This is a genomic window from Streptomyces sp. NBC_00557, from assembly GCF_036345995.1.
Lineage (GTDB): Bacteria > Actinomycetota > Actinomycetes > Streptomycetales > Streptomycetaceae > Streptomyces.
The window spans coordinates 5,250,627-5,277,261 of the sequence record NZ_CP107796.1; the positions used below are offsets into that span (position 1 = coordinate 5,250,627).

The window sequence follows — 26,635 nt, forward strand, 5'->3', positions numbered from 1 at the left end:
GCCCGCCCATAGGGACCGTTGATACGAGAATCGGTGATCGTCCCATTCTTTGCTGCGGATTCCGTAGGTGAACACCCATTGACGCGGCGGTTTTCGTCGGGGTTCCATTCAGCCGCCGGGAGCGGACCAGAGCATGTACGACCAGCCGCCGGAGGCGATAGCGCTCCCGACCCCACCCTCACTCGCACGAGTCGATCGGAACCGCCGCATGACCGACACGCTCCGCTCTGTCGACACAGCCGTGACAGCCGCTTCTGACAGCCCTCAGAAACTCAAGCGGTCCATCGGCGTCGTCGGCGGCACCCTGCTCACCCTCTCGTGCGTCACGCCCGCCTCCACGCTCTTCGTGATCGTGCCCGACCTGTTCTCCAGCCTGGGCACGGCGACGGCGCTCTGCATCGCCATCGGCGCACTCCTGTGCATCCCCGTGGCCTTCTGCTACTCCGAGCTGGGCACCCTCATCCCCAGCGCGGGCGGCGAGTACGCCATCGTCTCCACCCTCGCCGGACGGCTCGCCGGCTGGCTCGCCTTCGTGATGTCGCTGCTCGTGGTGATGATCGTCCCTCCGGTCATCGCGATGGGCACCGCCGACTACCTCGCCCCGATCGTCCACCTCGACCCGTCCATGACGGGCGCCGGCGTGATGATCGCGGCCACCCTCGCCGGCCTGCTCGACCTGCGCGCCAACGCCTGGATCACCGGCATCTTCCTGGTCCTGGAGGTCCTCGCCGCCGGCGTGGTCGCCCTGCTCGGCTTCACCCACACCCACCGCGGCGCGGGCAGCCTCGTCGGCTCGCTGCAGGTGGCCGGCGAGCACGCGCACGTCAACCCGGTGACGGCGATGATGGTTCTGTCCGGGCTCGCCATCGCCCTGTTCGCCACCCAGGGCTTCTCCACCGCCATCTACCTCTCCGAGGAGCTGGAGAACCCGCGCCGCAGCGTCGCCCGCACCGTCCTCGCCGCCCTCGCCATCTCCAGCATCGTCATCCTGGTCCCGGTCGTGGCGATCACCCTGGGCGCCGGCGACCTGAAGACCCTGACCAGCGGCGACATCTCCAGCATGGTCATCGCCTGGAGCAACTCGGCCGTCGGCACCTTCGTCAGCCTGTGCGTCGCGCTGGCGATCATCAACGCGGGCATCGTCATGGTCATCCAGAACTCCCGCGTCCTGTTCGCCTCCGCCCGCGACAAGGCGTGGCCGCAGCCGGTCAACGACGCCCTCGCCAAGCTCGGCCGGTTCGGCTCCCCCTGGGTCGCCACCCTCGTCGTCGGCGTCCCCGGCGCCTTCCTCTGCTTCGTCAACCTCGACACCCTCTACGGCGTCACCGGCGTCGCGGTCACCGGCCTGTACCTGCTCGTCGCCATCGCCTCGCTGCTCTCCCGGCGCGGCGCACACCGCGGCCGCACGGCCTGGCGCATGCCCCTGTGGCCCGCGGTGCCGGTCCTGCTGATCGCCGTACTGGTCTACGTCCTGGTCGAGCAGGACGTCTCGTACCTGATCTGGACCGGCGGCATCACCGCCGCCGCCACCCTCTACTGGGCCTTCTACCTCCGCCCGCGCCGCGACACTCGCTGGCTGGTCTCCCTGCCGGAGGACGTCCAGACCGAGCAGGTCCAGGCGTAGCGCCTCAGAAGTCCCACGTCACCACGGTGCACGTCCCGTCGCCCTTGCCGCCCGCACTGCGATACGCGGCGAGGGCGACGTCGTTCCCGGCGTCGACGCCGGCCCACATGCCGTAGCAGCCCCGCTCCCGGGCCAGCGCGGCCAGGCGCAGCACGAGCGCCCGCCCGATGCCCCGGCGCCGGTACGGCTCGCCGACGGCCAGCTCGTAGAGGAACATCTCGGCGCCCTTGTCGGGGTGCCAGGTCTCCACGCCGCTGACGAAGCCGGCCACGGCGCCCTCCTCATACGCCAGCAGCAGATGGTGCCCGGCGGTGGTGAGGAAACGCTCCGCCCACTCCGGGCGCACCGGATGATCGAACAGATGCTCGGCGGCGGCGACGTCGGCGACCGTGCCGGCCTTCCGGATCTCCATGGCTCTTCGTACCACGGCTGGTGTACGCCGGACAGGCCCCGTACTCCTGGGGAAGGGGCGGGGGTTCAGCCCACCGGCTCCCCCCGTTGTCGGTGGCGGCCCGTACCGTTGAGGCATGGATCTTCGCCGGCCCCCGGAGGGGGACGCCGATGACGGGGGAGCACGCAGGGCCGCACCCCCGGCACCGGCCGGGACGCCCCTCGGAGGGCGCATGAGGCAGCGCCTGCGCTCGGGGCGGGGGCTGCTGAAGGGGCCGCGCCGGCTGCTCGCCGCCGCGGCCGCCGTCGTGGTGCTCGCCGGGGCCGGCACCTGGACGGCCGCCGCGTCCGGCGACACGCCGCCGGTGCACCGCACCGACCAGGTCATGGCGGTCGACGGCGTGCGCCTGGACACCTCGTTCTTCACCCCCGCCGGCCCCGGCCGGCACCCCGCCGTCCTGCTGGCGCACGGCTTCGGCGGCAGCAAGGACGACATGCGCGCACAGGCCGAGGACCTCGCCCGCGACGGGTACGCGGTCCTGACCTGGTCCGCGCGCGGCTTCGGCAGGTCGACCGGAAAGATCGGGCTCAACGACCCGAAGGCCGAGGTCGCCGACGTCTCCCGGCTCCTCGACTGGCTGGCCGGGCGCCCCGAGGTCCAGCTCGACAAGCCGGGCGACCCGCGCGTGGGCATGGCCGGCGGCTCCTACGGCGGCGCGGTCTCCCTGCTCACCGCCGGATACGACCACCGGGTCGACGCCATCGCCCCGGCCATCACCTACTGGAACCTCGCGGACGCCCTGTTCCCCCACGGCGTGTTCAAGAAGCTGTGGGCCGGCGTCTTCTTCAACACCGGCGGCGGCTGCGCCCGCTTCCAGCCCGACCTGTGCCGGATGTACGACAGGGTCGCCGAGTCCGGCACCCCGGACGCGGCCGCCCGCAAGCTCCTCACGGAACGCTCGCCGTCCGCCGTCGGCTCCCGCATCAAGGTGCCCACCCTGCTGCTCCAGGGCCAGACGGACTCCCTGTTCACCCTCGCCCAGTCCGATGCCGCCGAGAAGGCGATCCGGGCGAACGGCGCGCCCGTGGACGTCGACTGGATCGCGGGCGGCCATGACGGCGGCGACATGGAGACCGGCCGGGTGCAGGCACGCGTGCGTGCGTGGTTCGACCGGTATCTGAAGGGCGACCGGAGCGCCGCCACCGGCCCGGCCTTCCGGATCACCCGCACCGGCGGGGTGAACTCCACCGACGGCACCGCCCAGCTGCGCGGCGCGAGCGCCGGCGCCTACCCCGGCCTGCGCAGCCACCCGCGCGGCATCCCGCTCACCGGCGGCGCCCAGCACGTCACCAACCCGGCCGGCGCCAGCCCGCCCGGCGTCTCCGCGCTGCCCGGCCTCGGCGGCTCCGGCGGCCTCACCCAGCTGTCCGCGCTCGGCCTCGGCGTCTCCCTCGACTTCCCCGGGCAGTACGCGAAGTTCGACTCGGCGCCGCTCACCCGCGACCTGCAGATCACCGGCACCCCGACCGCCACCGTCCACATCACCTCCACCAGCGACGACGCCGTCCTGTTCGGCAAGGTCTACGACGTCGGCCCCGGCGGCGCCCGTCAGGTGCTGCCCGCCCAGCTCGTCGCCCCCTTCCGGGTGACCGGCGCCCGGGCCGGCAAGGACGTCACGGTCACCCTCCCAGCGATCGACCACCAGGTGCAGAAGGGCCACCGGCTCCGCCTGGTCCTCGCCTCCACCGACCTCGGCTACGCCTCACCGGCCGCTCCGGCCACCTACACCGTCTCCCTCAAGGGCGCCCTGAGCGTGCCGACGGCCCCTGCCGTCTCCACGGCCGCGGCCCCCCTGCCCGCCTGGGTCTGGTGGCTCCCCGCGGTCGGCGCGGCCCTCGCCCTCGCCCTGCTGCTCACCGCCCGCCGCCGCACGGCCGGCCCCGCGCCCGACCCCCGGCTGGCCGACGTCCCGCTGGTGATCAGCGGCCTGAGCAAGCGGTACGCGAAGTCCGCCGACCGGTACGCGGTGCGCGAGCTGTCCTTCCGCGTCGAGCAGGGCCAGGTCCTCGGCCTGCTCGGCCCCAACGGCGCGGGCAAGACCACCACCCTGCGCATGCTGATGGGCCTGATCACCCCGGACGACGGCGAGATCCGCGTCTTCGGCCACGCGATCCGCCCCGGCGCGCCCGTGCTCTCCCGGGTCGGCGCCTTCGTGGAGGGCGCGGGCTTCCTGCCGCACCTGTCCGGCCGGGAGAACCTCCAGCTGTACTGGCGGTCCACCGGCCGCCCGCCCGAGGACGCCCACCTGGACGAGGCGCTGCAGATCGCCGGGCTCGGCGACGCGCTCGCCCGCGCGGTGCGCACCTACTCGCAGGGCATGCGCCAGCGCCTCGCCATCGCCCAGGCCATGCTCGGCCTGCCCGACCTGCTCATCCTCGACGAGCCCACCAACGGCCTCGACCCGCCCCAGATCCGCGAGATGCGCGAGGTGATGATCCGCTACGCCGCCGCCGGACGCACGGTGATCGTCTCCAGTCATCTCCTCGCCGAGGTCGAGCAGACCTGCACCCACCTGGTCGTGATGGACCGCGGCCGGCTCGTCCAGGCCGGCCCGGTCGGGGAGATCGTCGGCTCCGGCGACACGCTGCTCGTCGGCACCGCCACGCCCGTGGAGGAGCCGGTCGTGGAGAAGGTGGCCGCGCTGCCCGGCGTCGCCTCCGCCGTCCGCACCGACGACGGGCTGCTGATCCGGCTGGAGACCGGCGGCACGGCCGAGCGGCTGGTCGCGGAGCTGGTGCGGCTCGAGGTGCCGGTCGCCTCGGTCGGCCCGCACCGCCGACTGGAAGACGCCTTCCTCACCCTGATCGGAGGTTCAGCATGAGCACGCTCACCGAGACCGCCTCCGGTTACCGGGCGGGCCGTACGCTCCCCGTGCGGGTCGAGCTGGTCCGGCAGCTCAAGCGGCGCCGCACCCTGGTCATGGGAGCCGTCCTCGCCCTGCTGCCGTTCGTGCTGGTGATCGCCTTCGCGATCGGCGGCGACCCGTCCGGCCGCAACGGCGAGATCACCCTGATGGACACGGCCACCGCGTCCGGCGCCAACTTCGCCGCGGTGAACCTGTTCGTCTCGGCCGGCTTCCTGCTGGTGATCCCGGTCGCCCTGTTCTGCGGGGACACCGTCGCCTCCGAGGCCGGCTGGTCCTCCCTGCGCTATCTGCTCGCCGCGCCCGTGCCCCGCGTCCGGCTGCTGTGGTCCAAGCTGGTCGTGGCGCTCGGGCTGAGCCTCGCCGCGATGATCCTGCTCCCGGTCGTCGCCCTCGCGGTCGGCACCGCGGCCTACGGCTGGGGTCCGCTGCAGATACCGACGGGCGGCGCGCTGGACACCGGGACCGCGGTGCAGCGGCTCGCGGTGACCGTGGCGTACATCTTCGTGTCCCAACTGGTCACCGCCGGGCTGGCGTTCTGGCTGTCGACGAAGACCGACGCACCGCTCGGCGCGGTGGGCGGCGCGGTCGGCCTGACCATCGTCGGCAACGTCCTGGACGCGGTCACCGCGCTCGGCCACTGGCGCGACTTCCTGCCCGCGCACTGGCAGTTCGCCTGGGCCGACGCCGTCCAGCCCCGTCCGGAGTGGTCCGGCATGATCCAGGGCACCGCGATCTCCATAACGTACGCCCTGGTGCTGTTCGCCCTGGCCTTCCGGGGTTTCGCCCGCAAGGACATCGTGTCCTAGGTCACCGGAGGGTCACCCGCCGGTCTCGGCGGCCCGCCGCCGTGCCCGCTTCGAGACCCATCCGCAACACCCCGGCCCGCACGTTCCCCACCTCTGCGCCGTCACAGTCGAGACGAGTCGCGCGACAGCGGTTCGTTCTCAACTTGCTCAGGGGGTTGGCGAGATGACAGGGAACAGCTCGGCGAGGCGGACACCCGACCGATCCGGGGAGCCCACCAGGGGACAGCGGACCGCACGCGGGGGTTCAGGGCCCGTGCCGGAGGCGGGGGCCGGGACCGGGCCGGCGCCTGAGCGCGGCGCGGGGCCGGGTGGTGGGATGGGGCCGACACGGGAGCGCGGTGCGGGGCTAAGCGGTGGCGTGGGGTCGGCACGGGAGCGCGGCGCGCGGCCGGGCGGTGGCACCGGGCTGGCACGGGAGCCTGGCGTGCAGCCGGGCGGTGGCACGGGGGCGGCATCTGAGCGCGGCGCGGGGCCGGGCGGTGGCACCGGGCTGGCACGGGAGCCTGGCGTGCAGCCGGGCGGTGGCACGGGGCCGGCACCGGAGCGCGGCGCGCGGGCAGCTCGGGGCTCGTTGTGGGTCTCGCGGTGCCGGCCTCGCCCGTTGTCCGTGCTTGCCCTCACGCTGGCCGCCGGGCTGCTGCTGACGTCCTGTTCCGCGGGCGACGGGCAGCACGGCGCGGTGGACAGGGCCGACAGCGCGGGGCAGCCGCCGTCCGGGCCGGGCCGGACCGTCACCGGGGCCGGGCCCGAGCGGTCCTCCGGGCAGCTGTCCACCTTCGCGCTCGACGTCGACACCGCCTCCTACACCTACGCCCGCCGCACCCTCGCCGACGGCCGCAGGCCCGACCCGTCGACCATCCGGCCCGAGGAGTTCGTCAACAGCTTCCGCCAGGACTACCGGCGGCCGGACGGCAACGGCTTCACGGTGAGCGTCGACGGCGCCCGCACCGGCCGGCCCGGCTGGTCCCTGGTCCGGGTGGGGCTCGCCACCCGCTCCGCCGAACCGGCCGCGAAACGCCCGCCCGCCGCCCTCACCTTCGTCGTCGACGTCTCCGGCTCCATGGGCGAACCCGGCCGCCTCGACCTCGCCAAGCGGTCCCTGGACAGCATGACGGACCGGCTCCGCGACGACGACTCGGTGGCCGTCGTCACCTTCAGCGACCACGCCGAGACCGTGCTGCCGATGACCCGGCTCGGCGGCCACCGCGCCGCGGTCCACGACGCCGTCGACAGCCTGGAACCGAAGTCCTCCACCGATCTGGGCGCGGGCGTCGAGAGGGGATACGCCACCGCCGTGAAGGGCCTGCGCAAAGGCGCCGTCAACCGGGTCGTCCTCGTCTCCGACGCCCTCGCCAACGAAGGCGACACCAGCGCGGACGCCATCCTGCGCCGCATCGACGGCGCCCGCCGCGAACACGGCATCACCCTCTTCGGCGTGGGCGTCGGCAGCGACTACGGCGACGCCCTCATGGAGCGCCTCGCCGACAAGGGCGACGGCCACACGGCCTACGTCTCCGACGCCGAGCAGGCCCGCACGGTGTTCTGCGAGCAGCTCCCGCAGAACATAGAGCTGACCGCGCGCGACGCCAAGGCCCAGGTCGCCTTCGACCCGCACACCGTCACCGCCTTCCGGCTCGTCGGCTACGACGACCGCAAGGTCGCCGACAAGGACTTCCGCAACGACCACGTCGACGGCGGCGAGGTGGGCCCCGGCCACACCGTGACCGCGCTGTACGCCGTGCACACCCGGCCCGGCGCCCACGGCCGGCTCGCCACCGCCACCGTCCGCTGGCTCGACCCGCGCACCCGCGCCCCGCACGAGGCCTCCGGCGCGCTGGAGACCGGCGCCCTGGCCGGCTCCGTCTGGGAGGCGAGCCCCCGCTTCCAGGTCACCGCGGTCGCCGCCTACTTCGCCGACGCGCTGCGCGCCGACGGCCTGCGGGCCGGCCCCGCCCTCCCCGGCGCCCCGGGCCTGTCCCGCCTCGCGACCAGGGCCGCCGCGCTGGCGACGAGCACGGAGGACCAGGACGTACGGGCCCTCGCCGACGCCATCCGCCAGGCGAGCCGTACCGAGCCGGAGGACTGACCCCGCCTCCCGCTGCTCCACCGCCCCGCCATCCGCCGCCACAAGGCCGCGCGCACCCCGTTGACCTTTCCTTACTTACGAGTAAGTTGCCGCTCCGGCAAGGACCTTCGCAGGACCCGTTGTGACGAGCAGATCGATGAGCTTTACCGTGGGCGGCCATAGACAGCGAAACGGTGGGTCACCGGGAGGACCGGTGACCCACCGCCGCTCAGTACTGCTCAGCTGTTGTTGGTGCCGTTGCCGGACAGGGCCGAGATGTCGTCCAGGATGTGCGAGAGGGGCTCGTCGCCCTTGGCCTGGGTGGAGTTCTCGGTGCACTGCTGGGTCTGCGGGGCGGACAGGACCGGGATGTCCTGGACCGTCACCGGGACGACGCCGACGAGCGAGCCCGCGTCGGCCTTGGCCGGCAGCCCCAGACACGGCTTGTTCAGCGAGCCCTGGACCAAGGAGAACTGGGGGCTCATGGTGCCGAATGTCGCCGAGTTGCCGAAGGCCTGCGAAGCGCCGGTGCCACTGGCAGAGGTCGTCCCGGTGTCGTTGCCGGTGGCGAGCGCCTGGGGAGTGGCCGCAGCCGCGATGCCGGCGACCGAAGCGGCGACCGCAGCGGTTGCCCACAGCTTCTTCATCTTCATTGCCTTTCGAGATACGGATCCAGGGAGGAGTTGCGGAATCACCGATGCGACGGCCCCGTCCTCGGTAGCGGGACGTGCCACATTGGGCTCAACGTCTCCCGGCGTCGCGGCCGTCCCTCCTCGTGGAATGAGGTAAGGGCGGTCGCACGTCCGGCGCGCGGGCTGTGCACCCACGGAGGCCCGCCGACGAGGTCCGGCCAACTGCCCTGTGAGAGCCCCGTTGCAGTGCTCAGCGGTTACCGGTGCCGTTGCCGGACAGGGCCGAGATGTCGTCCAGGACGTGCGAGAGCGGCTCGTCGCCCTTGGCCTGGGTGGAGTTCTCGGTGCACTGCTGGGTCTGCGGGGCGGACAGGACCGGGATGTCCTGGACCGAAACCGGGACGACGCCGACGAGCGAGCCCAGGTTGGCCTTGGCGGGCAGGCCGATGCAGGGCTTGTTGAAGGAGCCCTGGATGAGCGCCATCTGCGGGCTCATGGTGCCGTACGTGGCGGAGTTGCCGAACGACTGCGAAGCGTTGTTGCCGCTGTTGGAGGTGGTGCCGGTGTCGTTGCCGATGGCCAGCGCCTGCGGCGCGACGGCAGCGGAGGCGCCGACAACGGAAGCGGCGACCGCAGCGGTGGCCAGAACCTTTTTGATCACGTGCTGTTCCCTTCTGGAGAAGCCCCGTCCACCGGAGCGCTCTGGTCAACTGCCGGGCACCCGCTTGGTTGCTGGGATTCACTCCGTTGGCCTACCTCGGAATATCGGCTGGAGCGTGCCGCAAGCCGCCCTCCCGGCCGTATCGAATAAGAATGGTCCGACCGGGTGAACTTCCGAAACCGTCCTGTGAAGCCGCCGTTGATGTGGAGGAACGTGCGGCTCGACAGGAAAGGAAAATACATGCTGAATAAGGCAATGGCCACGACGGCGGTGGCAGCCGCCTTCATCGGTGCGGCCGCAGCCGCTTCCCCGGCGCTGGCCACCGGCAACGACACCGGGACGACCTCCGTCAGTGGCACCGGCGCTTCGCAGGAGTTCGGCAACTCGGCGACATTCGGCACCATGAGCCCCCAGTTCTCCTTGGTCCAGGGCTCGCTGAACAAGCCGTGTCTGGGGCTGCCGGCCAAGGCCGACGCGGGCTCGCTCGTCGGCGTCGTCCCGGTGACGGTCCAGGACATCCCGGTCCTGTCCGCCCCGCAGACCCAGCAGTGCACCGAGAACTCCACCCAGGCCAAGGGCGACGAGCCGCTCTCGCACATCCTGGACGACATCTCGGCCCTGTCCGGCAACGGCACCAACAACAGCTGAACCGACCTCCGTGTGCGCGTCGCCCAGGCGAACCTGTTTTCCTATGCTTTGCGGCGCCCGCGCGGCAACTCGGCGAGGGCATTCGGGTGAATCATCCGGCGGCTCGCGTTCCGCGGTCTCCTTTGCTGTCTATTCCTCGTCGTACAACTGCCGGTCATGGTGCGAGCCGTTCCCGATGCGCTCGCTCGGTTGACAGCCGCCAAAGAGGCGTGACCGGAAAGAAAGGGAAATTCATGAAGAAGAGCGCTGCAGGCGTCGTCGGCGCGATCATGGCCATGGGATTGGCAGCTCCGGCCTTCGCCGATGCCGGCGCCAACGGATCCGCCGCCAACTCCCCGGGCGTTCTGTCCGGAAACGTGATCCAGGTTCCCGTGCACGTTCCCGTCAACGCGTGCGGGAACAGCGTCGACGTTCTCGCTCTGCTGAACCCCGCGTTCGGCACCGCGTGCACCAACCACTGACGAGGTGGCGCACCAGCCACTCGGCTGCGCCACAGCCGGCCCTGGACCGCCGCTTGCCGATCCAAGGCCGGCTTTCTCGCTTCCCTATTTCTTCAAGCAGGAAGACAAACAAGAGTGCGTCAGACCCTGAGCAGAGGGGTCGTCGTGGCCGCCGCCACGACGAGTGTTCTGTCCCTGTACGGCAGCCCCGCCTTCGCCGACTCCACCGCGGGCGGAACCTCCAGCGGCTCGCCCGGTGTCCTGTCAGGCAACACAGTGCAGGCACCGGTGGATGTGCCGGTCAACGTCTGCGGAAACACCGTCAACGTCGTAGCGCTGCTGAACCCGGCGTTCGGTAACTCGTGTGACAGTCCGGCCGGTTCCGTACAGCGGATCCCGAGCGGTTCCGACACGAGTTCCGTGGCGACGCCGACATCCCCGGAGCGTGGCGGGCCCACCCCCACTGCTCACCTCCCGGCCCCCCGGCCGTCCGTCCCGGCCCCCCGGCCGTCCGTTCCTGCCGAGCAGCCGCCCGTCCACGCCGGGCAGCCGTCCGTTCCTGCCGGGCAGCCGTCCGTCCCTGCGGAGCAGCCCCCCGTCCACGCCGGGCAGCCGTCCGTTCCTGCCGAGCAGCCGTCCGTTCCTGCCGAGCAGCAGAGGTCCGACGCACCCACCAGTGTGGTGCGGCAGCAGGCCCCGGACAGCCAGATGGGCACCATGAAGGCTGTTGGCCCCACCCGAGCCACTCTGGCGTCCACCGGTAGTGGGAGCACGCTGGCGGCTTCGGGCGCCAGTTGCACGCTGATCGCGGCTGGGATGATGCTGTACCGACGGGCCCGAGCCGCGCACCGTCGGTGACCTGCCGGGTGCCGGGCGCGGGGACGCCCGGCACCCTCGACCGACCGACCCTGGCCGCAGGCTCAGGGCCGGCCGGCGCGCGGACCCCCCGTGGGCAGGCGGTGGTTTGAAGACCCCTTGGCGGACACGTCGGCCGAGGGGTCTTCGCCGTGCCCGCCGGCCGGCGTTCGTGAGGCCCGTCCTCCCTCGCCGATATCACTCCTTCGGCGGCACAACCCTCAGCTGTGCCGCGCGTTGACACAGCGTCGGGCGTCCGCCCGGATGTTGTTTCCAAGCCAAGGAGTACCTCTCCATGTCGCGTATCGCGAAGGGCCTTGTCCTTACCTCCGTCGCCGCCGCGGCCGTCGCCGGCACCGCCGGTCTCGCCGCCGCCGACAGTGGCGCGAGCGGCGCCGCCTCCAACTCCCCGGGCGTCCTGTCGGGCAATGTGGTTCAGGTCCCGGTTCACGTACCGGTCAACGTCTGCGGGGACAGCGTCGACGTCATCGGTCTGCTGAACCCGGCCTTCGGCAACACCTGCACCAACCACTGACGTCACCAGGCAGTCGGTCGACCGGCCGCTCTCCTCGGGAGGGCGGCCGGTTTGCGTGTTCCCGGCATACGCGTGGCGACCTGAACCGATGGATGGGCCGGCGTTCCGCCGGGGCGATCCAACGCTCTTCAACGCCGCCAGGAAGGCTGTCGCCGACCAGCAGGCCATCGCCGGAACGCACGCCAAAGACGCTGTCAGTGAGGCCCTTGCCGCCCTGCAGAAGGCGCTGAACACCCTTGAGCGGGCTATTACTTCCGGGAATGCCGACCAGGTCGTTGCCGATCTCGTACGAGGACCCAGTGGCCGGGCGGAACTTCAGCGCCCGGGGTTACCGCAGTGGACGGAAAACCGTTGAACACAGCGACTCAAACGGTCGAGAGGCAGTGACGTGCCGATGAAGGGGAATCGATGAAGTCCGCGAAAACCGCCGCCGTCCTCGCCGGATCCGTGGCCCTCGCCGGTGCCGCCGCGCCCGCGTTCGCCAACAGTGCCGCCGATGTGACGCCCACCAGCCTGAACGGTGCCGTGAACACGCTCACCCAGGGACCCGTCGACGTGATGCCGCTGCATCACCAGTCGGACGCGCTGGATACGGAGAACCAGCACTCCGTGCTGCACACTGTCAAGGGTGCGGCCGGTGCGCTGAACCAGCGCGGCTCCCTGCTGGGCGGTCTGCCGTTGCAGAGCTGACCAACTCACGGGTTGTTCGAGACACACCGAGAGGTGTCCCTCGTTCGTATGGACGGTGCCGGCCACTGGTCCGGTCGAGTGATGTGCCGCCGGATTGTCCCCGGGGGCGTCGCTACGATCGCGCGGTGATCTCAACCACAAGCGAAACGCTTGCCTCCCGCCCCGCCGACCTGGGCACGATCGTCGTGCTGGCCTGGAGCGGAGAAGCTCCCGACGGGCACATGCCCTACCTGCTCGCCTACTCCCTCGGCGACGCCGAGGGAGGCCCGGAGGCCTCCTCTCTCGCGGTCCGCCGGCTGCTGGAGAGCAATGGCCTGCCCGTGGGCGGCGACCTGGTAGACGGTGCCGCGAAGCCCGGGCTGCCGATCAGTCTGCTGGTCGAGGCCGGCCAGGCCGTCGTGAACATGGCGCGGCTCAAGGCCCAGTGCCCGGTGCCGCGGGAATGGCTGGAGGCGGTCGGCGCGCGTGGCTTCGCCTATCTCGTCTTCACCACCCGTCCCTGGCCCGAAGCTGTGCCGGGCAGGGTGGTCGACCCGGCGGCACTGGCCGCCTTCGCGGGTGCTGAGGAGACCCTGGAGCAGGCGGCACACCTGGTCCTGCCGGCGCGGAGCCTGCGCCGCTGACCTTCGGCAACTCATCCGTAGCGGCCGGGAATCCGCGCTGCGGCCGGTGTTTGCGCCTCGATGAGGGAGTGCCGGACGAGTGGACGGGTCTGCCGTTCCGCCGACAAGTACCCGCGGATCACCGATGAAGGGCGGCTGTCGGTTCGCCGGCGGTGCGAAGCCCGGTCACAGGAATCCCGAAGGGTGCGACAGAACGGGTTGCCACCGCAGAGCAGACCTCGGGGCCGGGCCCATCCGCGCCTGGGGTGAGGGCGTACGCCGACGGCCCAGCTGTTCCGATGGAGAATCAGGCAAGTCGGCGCACCGGCGAGCCCGCCAGGTAGGCACGGATGTTCTCGATCGCCTGGCCGTAGTACGTCGTGTAGTTGGCCCGTGAGACATAGCCGAGGTGGGGCGTGGCGAGGAGACGGGGCGCGGTGCGCATCGGGTGGCCCGCGGGCAGCGGCTCGATGTCGAAGACGTCGACGCCGGCGCCCGCGATCCGGCCCTCGTGCAGTGCGGCCAGCAGCGCGTCCTGGTCGACGACCGACGCGCGCGAGGTGTTGATCAGGTAGGCGGTCGGTTTCATCAGGGCGAGTTCGGCGGCGCCGATCAGGCCGCGGGTGCCGGCGCCGCCGGGGACGTGGACGGAGACGAAGTCGGACTCGGCGAGCAACTCCTCCTTGGAGGCGGCGGGTTCGACCCCGTGCTCCGCGGCACGTTCCTCGGTCAGGCGCGGGCTCCACGCACTGACCCGCATGCCGAAGGCGAGCCCCACCCGGGCCACGCGGGCGCCGATCCGGCCGAGCCCGAGCAGACCGAGCCGTGCGCCGTGCAGATCGGCGCCGACGGTGGACTGCCAGGGGCCGCCCGTGCGCAGCGCGGTGCTCTCCTCGACGATCCCGCGGGCCAGCCCGAGCAGCAGCGCCCAGGTCAGCTCGGCCGGCGGGATGCCGGAGCTGTCGGTGCCGCACACGGTGACGCCGTGCCGCTCGGCGGCGGCGTAGTCGATGACGGTGTTGCGCCGCCCGGACGCGACGAGCAGCCTCAGCCGGGGCAGCCGGGCGAGCAGCGAGCCGGGGAACGGGACGCGTTCGCGCAGGGTGACGACGATGTCGTAGTCGGCGAGGGCCGCCGCGAGGGCGTCCTCGCCGTCGAGGTGCTCGCGCAGCGCGACCACCTCGACCTCGTCCTCGAGCACCGACCAGTCGGCCATCGTGGTGGCCACGCCCTGGAAGTCGTCCAGCACCGCGCAGCGAAGTCGCACGTCGTCTCTCCCTTCCCCTTCCCGACGCCGACTCCAACCACGGGCACGGGCACCTCCGTCGGCGCCTCCCACCGCCGCCCGAGCCGCCCCCTCCAGGTAAACGGAACCTGAACTCCGAGACCCTGGAGCAGCTGGACCTGCGCCGGTGATCATCCTGCGCGAGCGGGCGTCGTTCCGCTGTCTGAGCCGCACCTGGATACCGGTGGTGTGCGTGCCAAGGGCGGACGACCTGGCCGAGCTGGAACTGTCCGACGTACGCGTCGTGCTCTACCCCGGCAACGCGGGCAAGAACGTCCACATGCTGCGCTTCGCCGAGGCCAAGCACGTCTTCATCGGGCACGGCGACAGCGACAAGCTGGCCAGCAGCAACCGGGTCAGCAAGGTGTACGACGAGATATGGGTGGCCGGGCGCGCGGGCCGGGACCGGTACCAGCGGGTGCGGCACGCCATCAGCGACAGCGCGATCGTGGAGGCAGGGCGCCCGCAGCTGTCCCCGATCCGCCTGCACGCCGACCACACGCCCGGCCCGGTCCCGGTCGTGCTCTACGCTCCCACCTGGGAGGGCTGGAGCGACGACGACTGCCACACCTCGCTGATCCCGATGGGCGTGCCGCTGGTCGAGAAGCTGCTCGCGGAGAACGTCCGCGTCATCTACAAGCCCCACCCCCTCACCGGCAAGCGCTCGGCCGAGGCCGCGGCGGCCGACCGGGCGATCCGCGAGCTGCTGCGCGCCGACAACGCGCGGCACGGCGCCGCCGAGGCGGAGGCGGCGGAGGCGGCGGTCCGTCCCCGGCTGAAGGAGATCCAGGCCCGCCTCGACGAACTCGCCGGCCGGCACCGGGGCGACGACGCCGAGCAGCTGCGCACGTCACGGGTCCCCGACCGGGCGGCGGCGGCCGAGTGGCAGGAGCTGCGGGCGGAATGGCACCGCGTCTTCTGGGAGAGCCGCGGCCCGTACCGCCACAACGTCATCACCCGCCAACTACCCTCCCTGTACGACTGCTTCAACCAGGCCGACCTGCTCATCAGCGACGTCTCCTCGGTGGTCGCCGACTTCGTGGCGAGCCTCAAGCCGTACGTCCTGACCAACGCCCACGACCTGCCCGACGCCGAGTTCCGCGCCGCGTACACCACGGCGGGCGGCGCCTACCTCCTGGACCGTGCCTGCACCCGCCTCCCCGCCATCCTCACCGCCGTCCGCCCCCCGCCCCGACCCGATGACCCCGGCCCGCCACACTCTCAAGCACTACGTCCTCGGCCCCGACCACCCCACCTCCCTGCAACGCTTCAACACCGCGGTCAACACCCTGGCGAGCAGGGCGGAGAGGGAAAGGGCGGAGGGGGGTGCGGGGGTGGCGGCGTGAGCGGCATGTGAGGCACAACCGTGGGACTCCCCGGCGCGGGTGGCGGTCAGTGGGTGACCGGGTCTCGGCAACGAGCGGCGACTGCCTCGATGCTTCCTCGCCGGCGGCCGTCGGCCGCTGAGGTGCGTCCCGGGTGAATCCGGGCTCGGCTACTCTCGGCGCCACCGGCCTTCACACCCGCTGCACCGGGGCACCCCGCATCCCGCCCGGGAGACGCCAACGCATGAGCACGCCGCCGCCATCGCCGTGTGAGCCGGAACGGGCCGAGGGATCAGCCGTCCGGATCGGTGCTCTGGTTCCGCTGACCCGGCCCGGCTGGGTGGAGGCGGGCCGGCATCTGCTCGCCGGGCTGGAGCCGGGCGTGCGGGACGTCAACGACGGGGGCGGCATCGCCGGAAGACCGCTCGAGCTGATGGTCCGGGACACCGCGGCCGATCCTCAGCGGGCCGCGGCGGCCGTCGACGAACTGGCTGACCTGGGCGTGACCGCCCTGGCGGGGGAGTACCACAGCGTCGTCGCCCGCGCCGCCGCCACCAGGGCCGACGCCCTCGGAGTGCCGTTCCTCTGCTCGTCGGCGGTGCTCGACACGCTCACCGAGGAGCCGACGCAGTGGGTCGCGCGGCTGCCCGCGGCGCAGTCCCACGGCTGGCGGATCTACGCCGACTTCCTCCTCGGCGCGGGACACACCCGAGTCGCCGTGGCAACCCAGCCGAGCGTCTACTGGGCGTCCGGGATCCGCATCCTGCGTGACCACCTGGCTCCACGCGGCGGCACGGTCGTCGAACTCGACACGCGGGCCCTCACGCCGGCGGCCGTGTGCGACGCACTCGTCGCCCATCGCGCGACGGCACTCCTCCTCCTGGTCGGCCACCCGGAGCCGGCGGTGCCGATCGTCAGGTCCGTCCGCCGCGACGAGCGCCTCGCCGAGATCCTGATCGGCGCTCCGGCAGGGCAGCCGGAGTTCGCCGAATGGGCGCGGCTGCTGGGCGACGACGGCGCCGCGATCCCGTTCCTGCGCTACCTGCCCGAGCGCCTCGGCCCACTCGGCGCACGCGTGAACACGGCCCTCCGCGAGCGGCTGGCCGAAGCGCCCTCCTTCGTCGCCCTCGAGGGCTACGACACGATCGCCGTCCTCGCCGACGTCCTGCGCTCGCACGGCACGGACCGGGCGCGCATCGCCGAATCCTGGCCGCGTGCAGAGGTCGAGGGCACCCGCGGCCGGATCCGGTTCTCGCGCCTGCCGGGCATCAGCGTGCAGCAATGGGCGTGGCCGCCGGTCCAGGTCGTCGATCGAGACCCGGCGGACCTCGACCGCTTCCGGACCCGCCACACCGTCTGAGCCCGCCCACGCCCCCCGCCGGCACTGGCTGATCTTCCTCCACCCGAGCACGCCGGCAACTCGACCACGGTCGACAGGGCAGCAGTCCGGAGAAACTCCGGTGACCGCCGGATGGCCCGGGTCGTGCCCTTGATCACGAGGAGGCGTCCGGGGCTGTGCCGTACCCGGCGTCACTGCCCTGACCAGCAAAAAGCCCTCCCAAGCGGGAGGGCGGAGACTTGCGCCCCCGGCAGGACTCGAACCCTGGGCGGCCCTGGCGGGGGTCTGCTGATGCCTCCTCGCCGACAGCTTCACGTCACCGACGTCTCGGCCGTCCCGTACCGGTCGACTGCCTGTCGCATCGGCACGCACCTTGCTTGTGCGGAGTCCTCGGCAGTCTCTGCACCGATTGACCTACCCGTTGTCTACGAGACGTGCGCCTGCCTCTGCCACTCGGTGTCTGACCGGTCCACGCTCGTGGAGGTGGAGCGGTGAGCGGCCGGGCCCCGGGCGGTGCGCTGGTATCCACCACTGAGGTCACCGCGGCCACCGTGCAGCGTGGGAACGTCATCTAATTGGGCGGCCGGGCCTGCCAGGTGACAGACCTCTTCCAACTCCCCCAAGGCGCCAAGCAACTCCTCTTCGAGTCGGGTGAGCTGCTGACCATACACACGCGAACCCGGATCACCGCCGTTCGCGTGCTGAGAAGGCGGTGACCCGGTCCGTGCCATCACGCCCCCACGACATCGCCGACGATCTCCGGCACCAGATCACGACCGGCCGCATCAAACCCTGCGAATGCCTACCGTCCGAGGCCAGCCTCGCCGACCGCTATAAGGTCAGCACCGCGACACTGCGGAGTGCCCTCGCTGTCCTCCAGGGCGAGGACCTCGTCGAGAAGATGCACGGCAAGGGCAACATTGTCCGTCGCCCACTTCGCAAGATCGTCTACGTCGGCGGATGGGGGACGCTGGACCCGTGGACCGCTGCTGAAGCGGCTCTGTGTGTCACCGTGCCCACCACCACGGTTCCGGCAGACAGCCACCTGACGACGTTGCGCAAGGTGCCGACGGGCAGTCCAGTCGCTGAGTTCTCCTGTGTCAGCCACGAAGAAGAGTCACCGCGCGGCCTGGCCCGCATCTACATCTCGCGCGACCGGGTAGCGGCCGAAGTGCTGGACGACGAACCCTCCTGGCAGGGGATCGCCCTACGACTCGCCATTCTTGGCCCGCCGCAGGCAACCGTCCGGGAAACGGTGTGCGCCCGCCCACCAACACCGGAGCGCAAGGATGACGGCACGGAATGAACTGCGGTCCTCCCGTGGCCGGGTCGGGAGGGTAAACCCTGCTACCTCAGCACCGATGACAGAAACGGCCAATGTCCCGCCTAGCGGACAACATCGAGGCGGTGCAACTCGGGGTGGCGGCGGACCTGTTGGAACAGGCCTTGGAAACCCTCGGCGACGAAGACTCGGCTCCCGAGGACGTGCGTCTTCTGGCGGACAAGCTGGCTGGATCGCGTCCCATGGAGTGGTGTAGCCGGGCAGGGTCCCGGAACGCGCGGGTGTCTGCTCGGGGCGTGCATCCGCTGGCGTTGCGTGCTCCCTGAACAAGGGCAGGCCATCGCCCAAGTCTCCCTGGCAAACGGGCAATTCGACGAGAGGAGCACGCGATGGCCTTGTCCCAGTCTGAGCTGATGCGGCTGCTTGAGCCACTACGTCGGGCCGATGGAGTTGAAGCAATCAGGGTGGTGTGCGAGCGCATTCCGCAGGAGCTGATCGAGGACGAGGCCACGGAGATGATCGGTGCCGCGCCGCGTGAGCACTCCCAGACGCGCACGACCCGGCGCAACGGACACCGGGACAGGCTGCTGACCACGCAGGCCGGTGACCTGGACCTGAAGATCTGAAGGTGCGCAGCGAGCCGTTCTTCCCGTCGCTGCTGGAACGCCGACGGCGGATCGACTGGGCGTTGTTCGCCGTGGTGATGGAGGCATATGTGCACGGTGTCTCGACCCGCTCGGTCGACAACCTGGTCAAAGCACTCGGTGCGGACAGCGGGATCTCCAAGTCCGAGGCCTCCCGCATCTGCGGTGAGCTGGGTGCGGAACTGACCGCGTTCAAGGAGCGGCCGCTGGACCACACCGTCTTCCCCTACGTCTTCCTGGACGCCACCTACCGCAAGGCCAGGGTGAATCACTGGATCGCGTCGCAGGCCGTGGTCATCGCCACGGGGATCTGCGCCACCGGGCACCGCGAGATCCTCAGCTGATGGTCGGCGACAGTGAGTCGAAGCCGTTCTGGACGAAGTTCCTGCGTTCGCTGCGGGCCCGCGGTCTGGAGAATGTCCAGCTGGTCATCTCCGACAGCCACAGCGGTCTGGTGGCCGCGATCCACACCGTTTTCCTCGGCGCGTCCTGGCAAGGTTCCGGGTTCACTTCGTCCGGGACGTGTTCTCGGTGATCGAGAGGCGCTCCGGGGAGATGGTCGCCGCGACCATCCGCACCATCTTCGCGCAGACCACCGGCGAGCAGATGCGCACCCAGCTGAACGTGGTTGCCGACATGTTCTGATGGCAGTTCCCGCAGGTCAAGACGATGCTGCTGGATGCCGCGACGGACATCACCGCGTTCGCGGACTTCCCGTCGGCGCACTGGAAAAAGATCTGATCGACCAAGGCTGGAGCGGCTGAACCGGGAGATCAAACGGCAGGCCGACGTCGTCCAGGTCTTTCCAACCCCGTCGCCCTGGACCGGCTCGCCGCCGCGGTCCTGGTCGAACTCCACGACGAGTGGCCGGTCTTCGACCGCCGCTACCTCTCCGAAGCCTTCATGGCCGAACTCTTCACCACCAAGCCAACCGAACCCAAACCACAGATCGCCCCACAACCGGAACCGAAACAGCTGCCATGACTACACCACTCCGCGGGACATGACCGCTGGCTGGATCCCTGCGAGACGTACTCCGCGTAGCGATGAGCCGCGGTCACCTCCTGGCGGCGAGCGACCCTCACCGCTTCTGAGGGGGACGGTCGGCAACGCCAGCTGCCGGCAGCAGCATGCCCGTCAGCGCTCACAGGGAGAGAAGCGCCGGACAACACCCCGACTTCTCTCACTGTTGCGTCACTTGCTGGCTCCGAGCACCCCGTGCATTCGCTCTGGTCGAGAAGGCGCCGTAGGAGAACGCACAAGCGTCTGAACCTCAACTGACGGCAGTCAGCCATGGGCGGGCGCGTCAGCCGACGTAACTACCGCTGCCGCACACCATGATCGTTAGGCGTCCGGGACATACATCACTTACCGGGATCAACTGAGACCGCCCACAAGCCGCAGGCACGTTTGATCAATCGTGATCGTTTTTCGGGGCGAGCGTCCTGTTTGCAAGCCTAATCAGTGACGATCCGTCAGCCCGTCTGGCCGTTACGTGATGTGATGTCACCAACCCTTACTAGCCTAGTTGTTGAGCACGTGACCAGGCCTTACACTGTCTGATCCCCGGAGGTCTACGGCTTCAGGGGAGCAACCTGCGACCAATCATCCGAGCTCAAGCATCAGCCATCCTTCATCCGGCTCCACAACCATTTAGCTCTTGCATCCCGCTAACAGCAACTGGTCATCCCGCTACCTGAAGTAAAGGAATTTCTAACTAAGGAATGCGGAATGTTCAGTTCCAATAAAGCGATCGCCGTTATTCTGGTGATCTACATGCTCGTACTTCAATTCTCCTTCTCCCCGGATGCGGGAATGCAGTTCACGGGAGATTTGACCATTCTTGCGTGTGGTCTCATGATCAACGCCAAGGATCGGACCGAGCCATAATCACCTGGGGCCCTGCGTGCAGGGCCCCAGGCCCGTTCGTAAGCAATGGAGGTTGAGTTAATGAGCGTGCATATTATTGACTTGACGCGGGCGCGTGAGCAAGTCGAGTCGGGGATCGTTCAAGAGCTGTGGAATCGTAATCCGACTCCTCAGTTCCGCCACTTCATCGCAAGGGAAGATCAGCTGGAATTTGTAGAGCAGCTTGACGACTCTGACGTCACATCAGTACGTAACAATTATGTAGTTGAGGAGGTGATCGATGCCCTCATCTCTGTAGTGCAGAGGTCGCAGACCACTGATCTGAGAGTGTTCTCTTTTCATCAAGAGGTCTTTCGGAAACAGGGTCGGTTGACCGATATCCTCCGAGACGTAGAGACGCACGGTTTGCGTGACTATTTGCCGCCTAAAGTAACGAGTGCTCAATTCGAGGAGTGGCCTAACGAGATTATGCCGCTTGAAGAGGCCCTCTCTTTCCTTCAGGGTACCCTTGAGTATCTGACTTCCGGAAACCCCGCAAAGCCTATTCATAAAGCGGCAATCCGCCCCGCTCTCGAAATTCGAGATCTACGTTTCGGCAAAAACTACAGTACGGCTTCCCAGACTCCGAAGCTCATGAAAATCCTCTTGGGCCAGGCGGAGGAACGCGGGATGATTCGCCAGGTGGGACGCGATCCAGAAGTGAAAGTCTACCTGCAGGGAAGGCTGCCGGGGGCCAATCAGATTGCGGGCACAGAAAACTACTTCCCTGATTCTGCCGGGCCGGCTTCACAGAAGTCGAATTCTGTGCCGCAGCAGGCCAATCATGTAGCGAGTCCCGGTGACGTAGCTCGCCGGCATGCACAGCGGTCTGCACCGCTTGTTCAAAGTACCGCTAGGCAAGGCCGGTCTCAGGCTTTCTCAGAAGTCTTGCGTGCGCATGATTTTGGCCCGTATCCCGAGGTGCGTCTCTCCCTATACCAGAACATCCTGAACATTAGGAGCGAGTCGCAGGAAAGTTTGAGATTGCGAGATGTAGCGGTTTCGGCAGTTGCCAAGGTTCGGGACCAGGCCGACGATGTATTCCGGCGACCCAAGAGCAAGAAAGGCGATCTTCCGAAGTCTAAGTATGACTGGGAGGGTCTTGAGCGCTTCGCGATCAATGTGTTGTTTCGTGCTGGCTTTGTTGTCGATGCAGAGGGGAATGATCTTCCGCCGGATCTGTCGATCTGGGCGGCTCTGGGTGGGCGGTTGTCGCCAAGCCTTCCCGAGAATCTCTCCGTCGTGTTGGATGGCGAGCTAATCGTCGTACTCATTTCCAGCTTGCCCGACATCACCTTGGCGGACGTGGGGAATCTAGCTGGCTGCCTTCTGGCCTCTCGGGACGACAGTGGAAAACAGTACGTATATGACATTATTGAATATTTGCTGTCGGAGGGGAGGGTAGAGGGAATTCCTGGTAGTAATGTTCTCCTTCCATCCTCCGGGCGGCAGCATCCGGTCAATGTAGGCGTCGTGAGCCGCTAGGGCGCAATTGGGGTAATCCCCATAACGAGAGGTAATCCTAAGGTCGGCGGAGCGATTTTAGGCTGGAGCTGCTTTGGCGCGAGTGATCACGGCCCCGTAAGCTTCCGGCCCGTCGGGCAGTCTGTGGACCTGCCGGGTAAAGCACGACGTTGGGGCCATGATCTGCGAGGCTCGCGCCAAAGTGGCTCCGTAACTGCCTGTTCTCTATCCGCTTGCGTGGTCTCTGGGTTCGAACAGCGTCCTGGATCGGGTGAGTGGGCCGATGCCGGGGCATGGGAGAGGGGCCTCTTGGTAGCTCGCGGTTGTCGAGTCCAGCGAGAATCAAGAGGCCCCGTTGTCGAAGTGTCGCGTGGTCGCGGTTGCCCGGTCCAGTTCGTCCACTCCTGCGTGTGACTGCCTCGCCCACAGGTTCGGGAACGCCTGCGACCGGCCAGAGGGCTACTGCCGCCGGCAGATGATCGACGCGGTGCACTACCTCGTCGACAACGGCATCAAGTGGCGGGCGATGCCCGCCGACTTCCCGCCCTGGCCGCGGGTCTACGCCTTCCTCGCCCGCTGGCGGGACACCGGGCTGACGGCCGAATTGCACGACCGGCTGCACAAGGCGGTCCGCCAGGCGGAAGGCCGTGACCCGGAGCCAAGTGGGGCTGTGGTGGACTTGCAGTCGGTGAAGGCGGACGCGACCGTCGCCCACGCCTCACGAGGGTTCGACGCAGGCAAGAAGATCAACGGACGCAAGCGGCACCTGCTGACCGACACGCTCGGGCTTCTCCTGGCCGTGCACGTCACACCGGCATCCGTGACCGACCGGGACGGCGCCAGGATCCTCCTGCCGCCGGCAACCGGCCGCTTCCGGAGGCTGACGCGGGTCTGGGCCGACGGCGGCGACACCGGTCACCTCACCGACTGGACGAGCCAGCATCTCGGGCTCGTCCTCGACATCGTCCGCCGCAGCGAGGACGTCCGAGGCTTCCAGGCACTGCCCCGCCGCTGGGTCGTCCAGCGGTCCTTCGCCTGGCTACTGCGCAGTCGGCGCCTGGTCCGAGACTACGAACGCTGCACCGAGACCAGCGAAGTCGTCATCCGGTGGTCGATGATCGCACTCATGAACCGCCGCCTGGCCGCACGACATCATCGGCCTACCCTGCCGGCAGGGTGAACCTTCCCGGCTTCGTCTCCACCAGCCAGCCCCGTTCCACCAGCTTCTTCAGACGTGCTCTCGCACCCTCGACCCGCGAGGCGGAGGCACTGTCCCAGCCGAGCACCACGGTCGCCCGCCGGGCGCCCAGCCCCTCGTCTCCGGCCTCCGCCGCGGCGGCCATCACCGCCTGGTAGTCGAGCGACAGGTCTTCGACCCCTGGCGCGTTCTCCCGATGCGGCACCGCACGGCGTGGGCCTACGGGCTTTCGCCGCGACGGACCGCCGCCCGCCATGGCCGGTGCTTCCTCCTGGCCAATGCTTCCAGATACTGCTCGAGCCCGATCACCCGGCGCCTGAGGACCTCCTCGGCGTCTGCCAAGTCCGCCCACACCCGCTCGAGCTCAGCTTCGAGCTCCTCCACCCGCACCACCGCGGCCTTCCGCCGCGCTTCCAGAACCGCCGACATCGACGGCATCCAACACCCCCACGGCAACTCGATCAGCAACGAGTCGAGGCGTCCGTGACAGCCGCAATCTCATGTCTGACCAGCGCAATCCGCACATGAGGTTCGGAACCTCTAAAGCCGTGGAGCCGACCGGCCTCAGCAACGACGGTGGGTCTGCGGGCGCGGACGGGCGACGGCGCGGCCCCAGTGACGAGGCAAGGAGGCGCGGCGCGGCGGCGGCAGGCTGGCGCCACCGCGCCATACGGGGCCGCTGTCCCAGTCGTAGACCGCCGGTGGAGACGATGCTGGCCCAAGCCCTCGACCAAACTGCCCCTACCGGACTGCTGCTCGGCGGTTTGGTCTGCCAGCCCAAGTTAGACGGCTACCATGACCTGCCCCCCCGAGCCTGGCGGCACGCGGTGCGGTTCATCCGCCACCGCGAGAGCATGGCAACCAGGACTGCCTCCTTGGGGAGGGCGCCGTACCGACCGCCAGCTGACCGCAACGGCCAAAACGCTTCCTGCTGACCGTCTACACCGGTGCATCTTCGGGCAGCTAGGGGACCTCAAACAGCGGATTCTGGCGCGAGGTGATCTCCCCGACCTGCCCGAGACCGGCTGACGGCCGCCGGAGAACTTCTCCGCGTATTCACCGCAGCCACCCGCAGGAACCCGGTGACAGCCGGACAGCGCCGGGCCCTCTCCGCGATCACCGGGGGCGGGTCCGGCGCTCTTCTGCGTGCCCGTATACCCACCCTGACCAGCAAAAAGCCCTCCCGAGCGGGAGGGCGGAGACTTGCGCCCCCGGCAGGACTCGAACCTGCGGCCAAGCGCTTAGAAGGCGCCTGCTCTATCCACTGAGCTACGGGGGCCTGGTGGCCGGACCAAGGATAAAGCTCCCTGTTCCTCGACCCTGTCGCTTCGCCTCCGTGGCTCGATGTGGAGGTTCGGTGAAGCGGTCCTGATAATCGCAGGCAGGTACGAATCGTGCATCGCTTTTGGCCTCCGACGCACCGGGTGTTGTGCACTCGTTATGCCTGAGCTGCACCCGTGCCCCAGTTGTCCCTTGCGCCCTTTCCGTCCTCTCGGCGCGCAGACATGTCTATATGCTTCAGAATTCCCCCGAAATTGGGCATTCTTCGCATGTGGTGACCTTGGACGCACGGCCTCAGCTGCTCGACACACTCTCCGCACTGCGCGACCGTGTCGCCGCCGCACGCTTTCCGCTGCCCCTGCCCGGGGCGCCACGCGCGCGTGCCAACCGCGACGAACTTCTCGCGCAGCTCGACGACTACCTGGTACCCCGCCTGAGGGAGCCGGAGGCGCCGCTCCTGGCCGTCGTCGGCGGGTCGACCGGAGCCGGCAAGTCGACGCTCGTGAACTCCCTCGTCGGGCGGCGGGTGAGCGAAGCGGGCGTCCTCCGGCCAACGACCCGTACCCCTGTCCTCGTCTGCCATCCGGAGGATCAGCACTGGTTCAGCGGCATGCGCGTGCTGCCCGACCTCACGCGCGTGCGGGCGCCCGACGAGGACCTCGACGACCTCATGCCCACCGGCGCGCCCCCCGCGCGCGTGCTGCGCATCGAGACCGCCGACACCCTCCCGCGCGGCCTCGCCCTCCTCGACGCCCCCGACATCGACTCCCTGGTCGCCGACAACCGTGTCCTCGCCGCCGAACTGATCTGCGCCGCCGACATCTGGATCATGGTCACCACGGCCGCCCGCTACGCCGACGCCGTTCCCTGGTATCTGCTGCGCACCGCCAAGGAGTACGACGCCACCCTCGTCACCGTCCTGGACCGGGTGCCCCACCAGGTCCTCTCCGAGGTCTCCCGGCAGTACGGCGCCCTGCTCGCCAAGGCCGGGCTCGGCGACGTACCCCGCTTCACCGTGCCCGAGCTGCCCGAGTCCGCCTGGGGCGCGGGGCTGCTGCCGGCCACCGCCGTGGCCCCGCTGAAGGAGTGGCTCACCCACCACGCCCAGGAACCGGCCGCGAGAGAGCACGTCATGGCCCGTACGGTCCATGGTCTCCTCGACTCGCTCAAGGTCCGCATGCCCGAGCTGGCCGGTGCCGCCGCGGCCCAGTACGCGGCCGCCCTGCGCCTCACCTCCGCCGTGGAGACCGCCTACGGCAACGAGCTCGCGCGCGTACGGGGCCGGCTGCAGTCCGGCGCCGTGCTCGCCGGGGACGCCCTCAAGCGCTGGCGGGCCTTCCCGCTGGACTGCACCCCCGGCGAACTCCTCGACGCCCTCGTGGAGAGCCTCGTCGCCCTGCTGCTGTGCTCCGTCACCGCCGCCGACGAGCGCGTCGACAAGGCCTGGCGGCGCGAGCCGGCCGGGGCCGACCCGGTCCTCGCCGCGGGCCACTCCGCCCTGGAGAGCTCCGAACACCGCATCGGCCTCGCCGTACGGCGCTGGCGGCGCGAGCTGGAGGAGTACGCCGAGGACGAGGTGCGCGTGCTGGAACGCTCCGTGATGCCCGACGCCGAGGCCGTCGCCGCCCTGGTGGCCACGGCGCTGCTCGGCGGGCGGCGCGCCCGCACCGCGGGCGAGGGGCTCGCCGAGCGGATCGGGGCCCACGGCGCGGTGCGGCTGCGCGACCGCGCGGGACGGCTGCTCAACGAACACGTGGACCGCGTCATGCACAACGAACGCGAACGGCGCCTCGCCCCGCTCGACGCCCTCGACATCCAGCCCGATCCCCAGGCCGAACTCATCGCCGCGCTGTCCGTACTGCAGAAGGAGAGGTGACCGGTGACCTCCGTCACTGACCAGGACCACACGGATCACACCGACCACATGAGGCACGTCGGACGCATGGGGGACATGGAGCCGGACAGCCACGGCACGGAGAGGGACAGCGGCGGCAGCGGCAACGACAGTGCGGCCGGGCGCGTCGACCAGGGCGG

Annotated in this window: 19 protein-coding genes, 1 tRNA gene and 4 pseudogenes; 18 read left to right on the forward strand and 6 right to left on the reverse strand. The window is 69.7% G+C overall.

The features are described 5' to 3' along the window. Window positions 1–208: 208 nt before the first annotated feature. A complete protein-coding gene (locus OG956_RS22935) occupies window positions 209–1,624 on the forward strand; it encodes an APC family permease (protein ID WP_330339869.1) in 1,416 nt (471 codons plus the stop codon). 4 nt (window positions 1,625–1,628) lie between these two features. On the opposite strand, the gene OG956_RS22940 is transcribed toward OG956_RS22935, so the two are convergent. Continuing rightward, window positions 1,629–2,036 (reverse strand): GNAT family N-acetyltransferase, encoded by a 408-nt coding sequence (locus tag OG956_RS22940; protein WP_330339870.1) that lies wholly within the window; start codon window positions 2,034–2,036, stop codon window positions 1,629–1,631. A 211-nt stretch (window positions 2,037–2,247) separates the two neighbouring features. Here OG956_RS22940 and OG956_RS22945 point away from each other — a divergent pair, with 211 nt between their 5' ends. The 3 genes from OG956_RS22945 to OG956_RS22955 all read left to right on the forward strand — a co-directional run bounded on the left by OG956_RS22945 (window position 2,248) and on the right by OG956_RS22955 (window position 7,833). Next, complete coding sequence (locus OG956_RS22945; protein WP_330339871.1) at window positions 2,248–4,896, forward strand: alpha/beta fold hydrolase; 2,649 nt, start codon at window positions 2,248–2,250, stop codon at window positions 4,894–4,896. After that, window positions 4,893–5,747, forward strand: coding sequence for an ABC transporter permease (locus tag OG956_RS22950; RefSeq protein ID WP_330339872.1), 855 nt, complete (start codon window positions 4,893–4,895; stop codon window positions 5,745–5,747). Before OG956_RS22945 ends, OG956_RS22950 begins: the two co-directional genes overlap by 4 nt. A gap of 607 nt (window positions 5,748–6,354) precedes the next feature. Further along, window positions 6,355–7,833, forward strand: coding sequence for a YfbK domain-containing protein (locus OG956_RS22955; RefSeq protein ID WP_443065690.1), 1,479 nt, complete (start codon window positions 6,355–6,357; stop codon window positions 7,831–7,833). A 218-nt stretch (window positions 7,834–8,051) separates the two neighbouring features. Here the strand turns inward: OG956_RS22955 and OG956_RS22960 are convergent, their stop codons facing one another. Both OG956_RS22960 and OG956_RS22965 read right to left on the reverse strand, forming a co-directional pair. Next, a complete protein-coding gene (locus OG956_RS22960; RefSeq protein WP_330339874.1) occupies window positions 8,052–8,459 on the reverse strand; it encodes a rodlin in 408 nt (135 codons plus the stop codon). A 235-nt stretch (window positions 8,460–8,694) separates the two neighbouring features. Next, window positions 8,695–9,105 carry a rodlin gene (locus tag OG956_RS22965; RefSeq protein ID WP_330339875.1) on the reverse strand — a complete coding sequence of 137 codons (411 nt, stop codon included), beginning with the start codon at window positions 9,103–9,105 and terminating at the stop codon, window positions 8,695–8,697. 240 nt (window positions 9,106–9,345) lie between these two features. Between OG956_RS22965 and OG956_RS22970 the strand changes: the two genes are divergently transcribed. The 6 genes from OG956_RS22970 to OG956_RS22995 all read left to right on the forward strand — a co-directional run bounded on the left by OG956_RS22970 (window position 9,346) and on the right by OG956_RS22995 (window position 12,896). After that, window positions 9,346–9,753 carry a rodlin gene (locus OG956_RS22970; protein WP_330339876.1) on the forward strand — a complete coding sequence of 136 codons (408 nt, stop codon included), beginning with the start codon at window positions 9,346–9,348 and terminating at the stop codon, window positions 9,751–9,753. Window positions 9,754–9,986: 233 nt separating this feature from the next. Further along, window positions 9,987–10,214, forward strand: a complete 228-nt coding sequence (locus OG956_RS22975; protein ID WP_330339877.1) for a chaplin — start codon at window positions 9,987–9,989, stop codon at window positions 10,212–10,214. Between the two features lie 144 nt (window positions 10,215–10,358). After that, on the forward strand, window positions 10,359–11,051 hold the full coding sequence (locus OG956_RS22980) for a chaplin (protein WP_330342921.1): 693 nt from the start codon (window positions 10,359–10,361) through the stop codon (window positions 11,049–11,051). Between the two features lie 292 nt (window positions 11,052–11,343). After that, on the forward strand, window positions 11,344–11,583 hold the full coding sequence (locus tag OG956_RS22985) for a chaplin (RefSeq protein ID WP_330339878.1): 240 nt from the start codon (window positions 11,344–11,346) through the stop codon (window positions 11,581–11,583). Window positions 11,584–11,991: 408 nt separating this feature from the next. After that, window positions 11,992–12,273: a hypothetical protein gene (locus tag OG956_RS22990; protein WP_330339879.1), complete on the forward strand. Its 282-nt coding sequence runs from the start codon at window positions 11,992–11,994 to the stop codon at window positions 12,271–12,273. A gap of 125 nt (window positions 12,274–12,398) precedes the next feature. Then, a complete protein-coding gene (locus OG956_RS22995) occupies window positions 12,399–12,896 on the forward strand; it encodes a DUF5949 family protein (protein ID WP_330339880.1) in 498 nt (165 codons plus the stop codon). A 286-nt stretch (window positions 12,897–13,182) separates the two neighbouring features. Here the strand turns inward: OG956_RS22995 and OG956_RS23000 are convergent, their stop codons facing one another. Then, the gene (locus OG956_RS23000; RefSeq protein ID WP_330339881.1) at window positions 13,183–14,142 is read right to left on the reverse strand and encodes a D-2-hydroxyacid dehydrogenase family protein; all 960 of its coding nucleotides are present in this window, start codon (window positions 14,140–14,142) and stop codon (window positions 13,183–13,185) included. A 145-nt stretch (window positions 14,143–14,287) separates the two neighbouring features. Between OG956_RS23000 and OG956_RS23005 the strand changes: the two genes are divergently transcribed. From OG956_RS23005 to OG956_RS23040, 7 genes and pseudogenes are all read left to right on the forward strand, one after another. Continuing rightward, complete coding sequence (locus OG956_RS23005; protein ID WP_330339882.1) at window positions 14,288–15,517, forward strand: hypothetical protein; 1,230 nt, start codon at window positions 14,288–14,290, stop codon at window positions 15,515–15,517. A 212-nt stretch (window positions 15,518–15,729) separates the two neighbouring features. Further along, the gene (locus tag OG956_RS23010) at window positions 15,730–16,845 is read left to right on the forward strand and encodes an ABC transporter substrate-binding protein (protein ID WP_330339883.1); all 1,116 of its coding nucleotides are present in this window, start codon (window positions 15,730–15,732) and stop codon (window positions 16,843–16,845) included. A 470-nt stretch (window positions 16,846–17,315) separates the two neighbouring features. After that, a pseudogene (locus OG956_RS23015) lies at window positions 17,316–17,540 on the forward strand (hypothetical protein). Continuing rightward, a pseudogene (locus OG956_RS23020) lies at window positions 17,537–18,106 on the forward strand (GntR family transcriptional regulator); the annotation flags it as partial. The pseudogenes OG956_RS23015 and OG956_RS23020, both read left to right, overlap by 4 nt. A gap of 389 nt (window positions 18,107–18,495) precedes the next feature. Then, window positions 18,496–19,734 (forward strand): annotated as a pseudogene (locus tag OG956_RS23030) (IS256 family transposase). A 966-nt stretch (window positions 19,735–20,700) separates the two neighbouring features. Continuing rightward, a complete protein-coding gene (locus OG956_RS23035) occupies window positions 20,701–22,143 on the forward strand; it encodes a hypothetical protein (RefSeq protein ID WP_330339884.1) in 1,443 nt (480 codons plus the stop codon). 349 nt (window positions 22,144–22,492) lie between these two features. Beyond that, complete coding sequence (locus OG956_RS23040; protein WP_330339885.1) at window positions 22,493–23,302, forward strand: IS5 family transposase; 810 nt, start codon at window positions 22,493–22,495, stop codon at window positions 23,300–23,302. Here OG956_RS23040 and OG956_RS23045 read toward each other — a convergent pair. After that, a pseudogene (locus tag OG956_RS23045) lies at window positions 23,283–23,749 on the reverse strand (hypothetical protein). The gene OG956_RS23040 and the pseudogene OG956_RS23045 overlap by 20 nt on opposite strands. 777 nt (window positions 23,750–24,526) lie before the next feature. Further along, window positions 24,527–24,599 (reverse strand) — tRNA-Arg (locus tag OG956_RS23050). A gap of 273 nt (window positions 24,600–24,872) precedes the next feature. Here OG956_RS23050 and OG956_RS23055 point away from each other — a divergent pair. Beyond that, complete coding sequence (locus tag OG956_RS23055) at window positions 24,873–26,477, forward strand: dynamin family protein (protein WP_330339886.1); 1,605 nt, start codon at window positions 24,873–24,875, stop codon at window positions 26,475–26,477. Window positions 26,478–26,635: the final 158 nt, after the last annotated feature.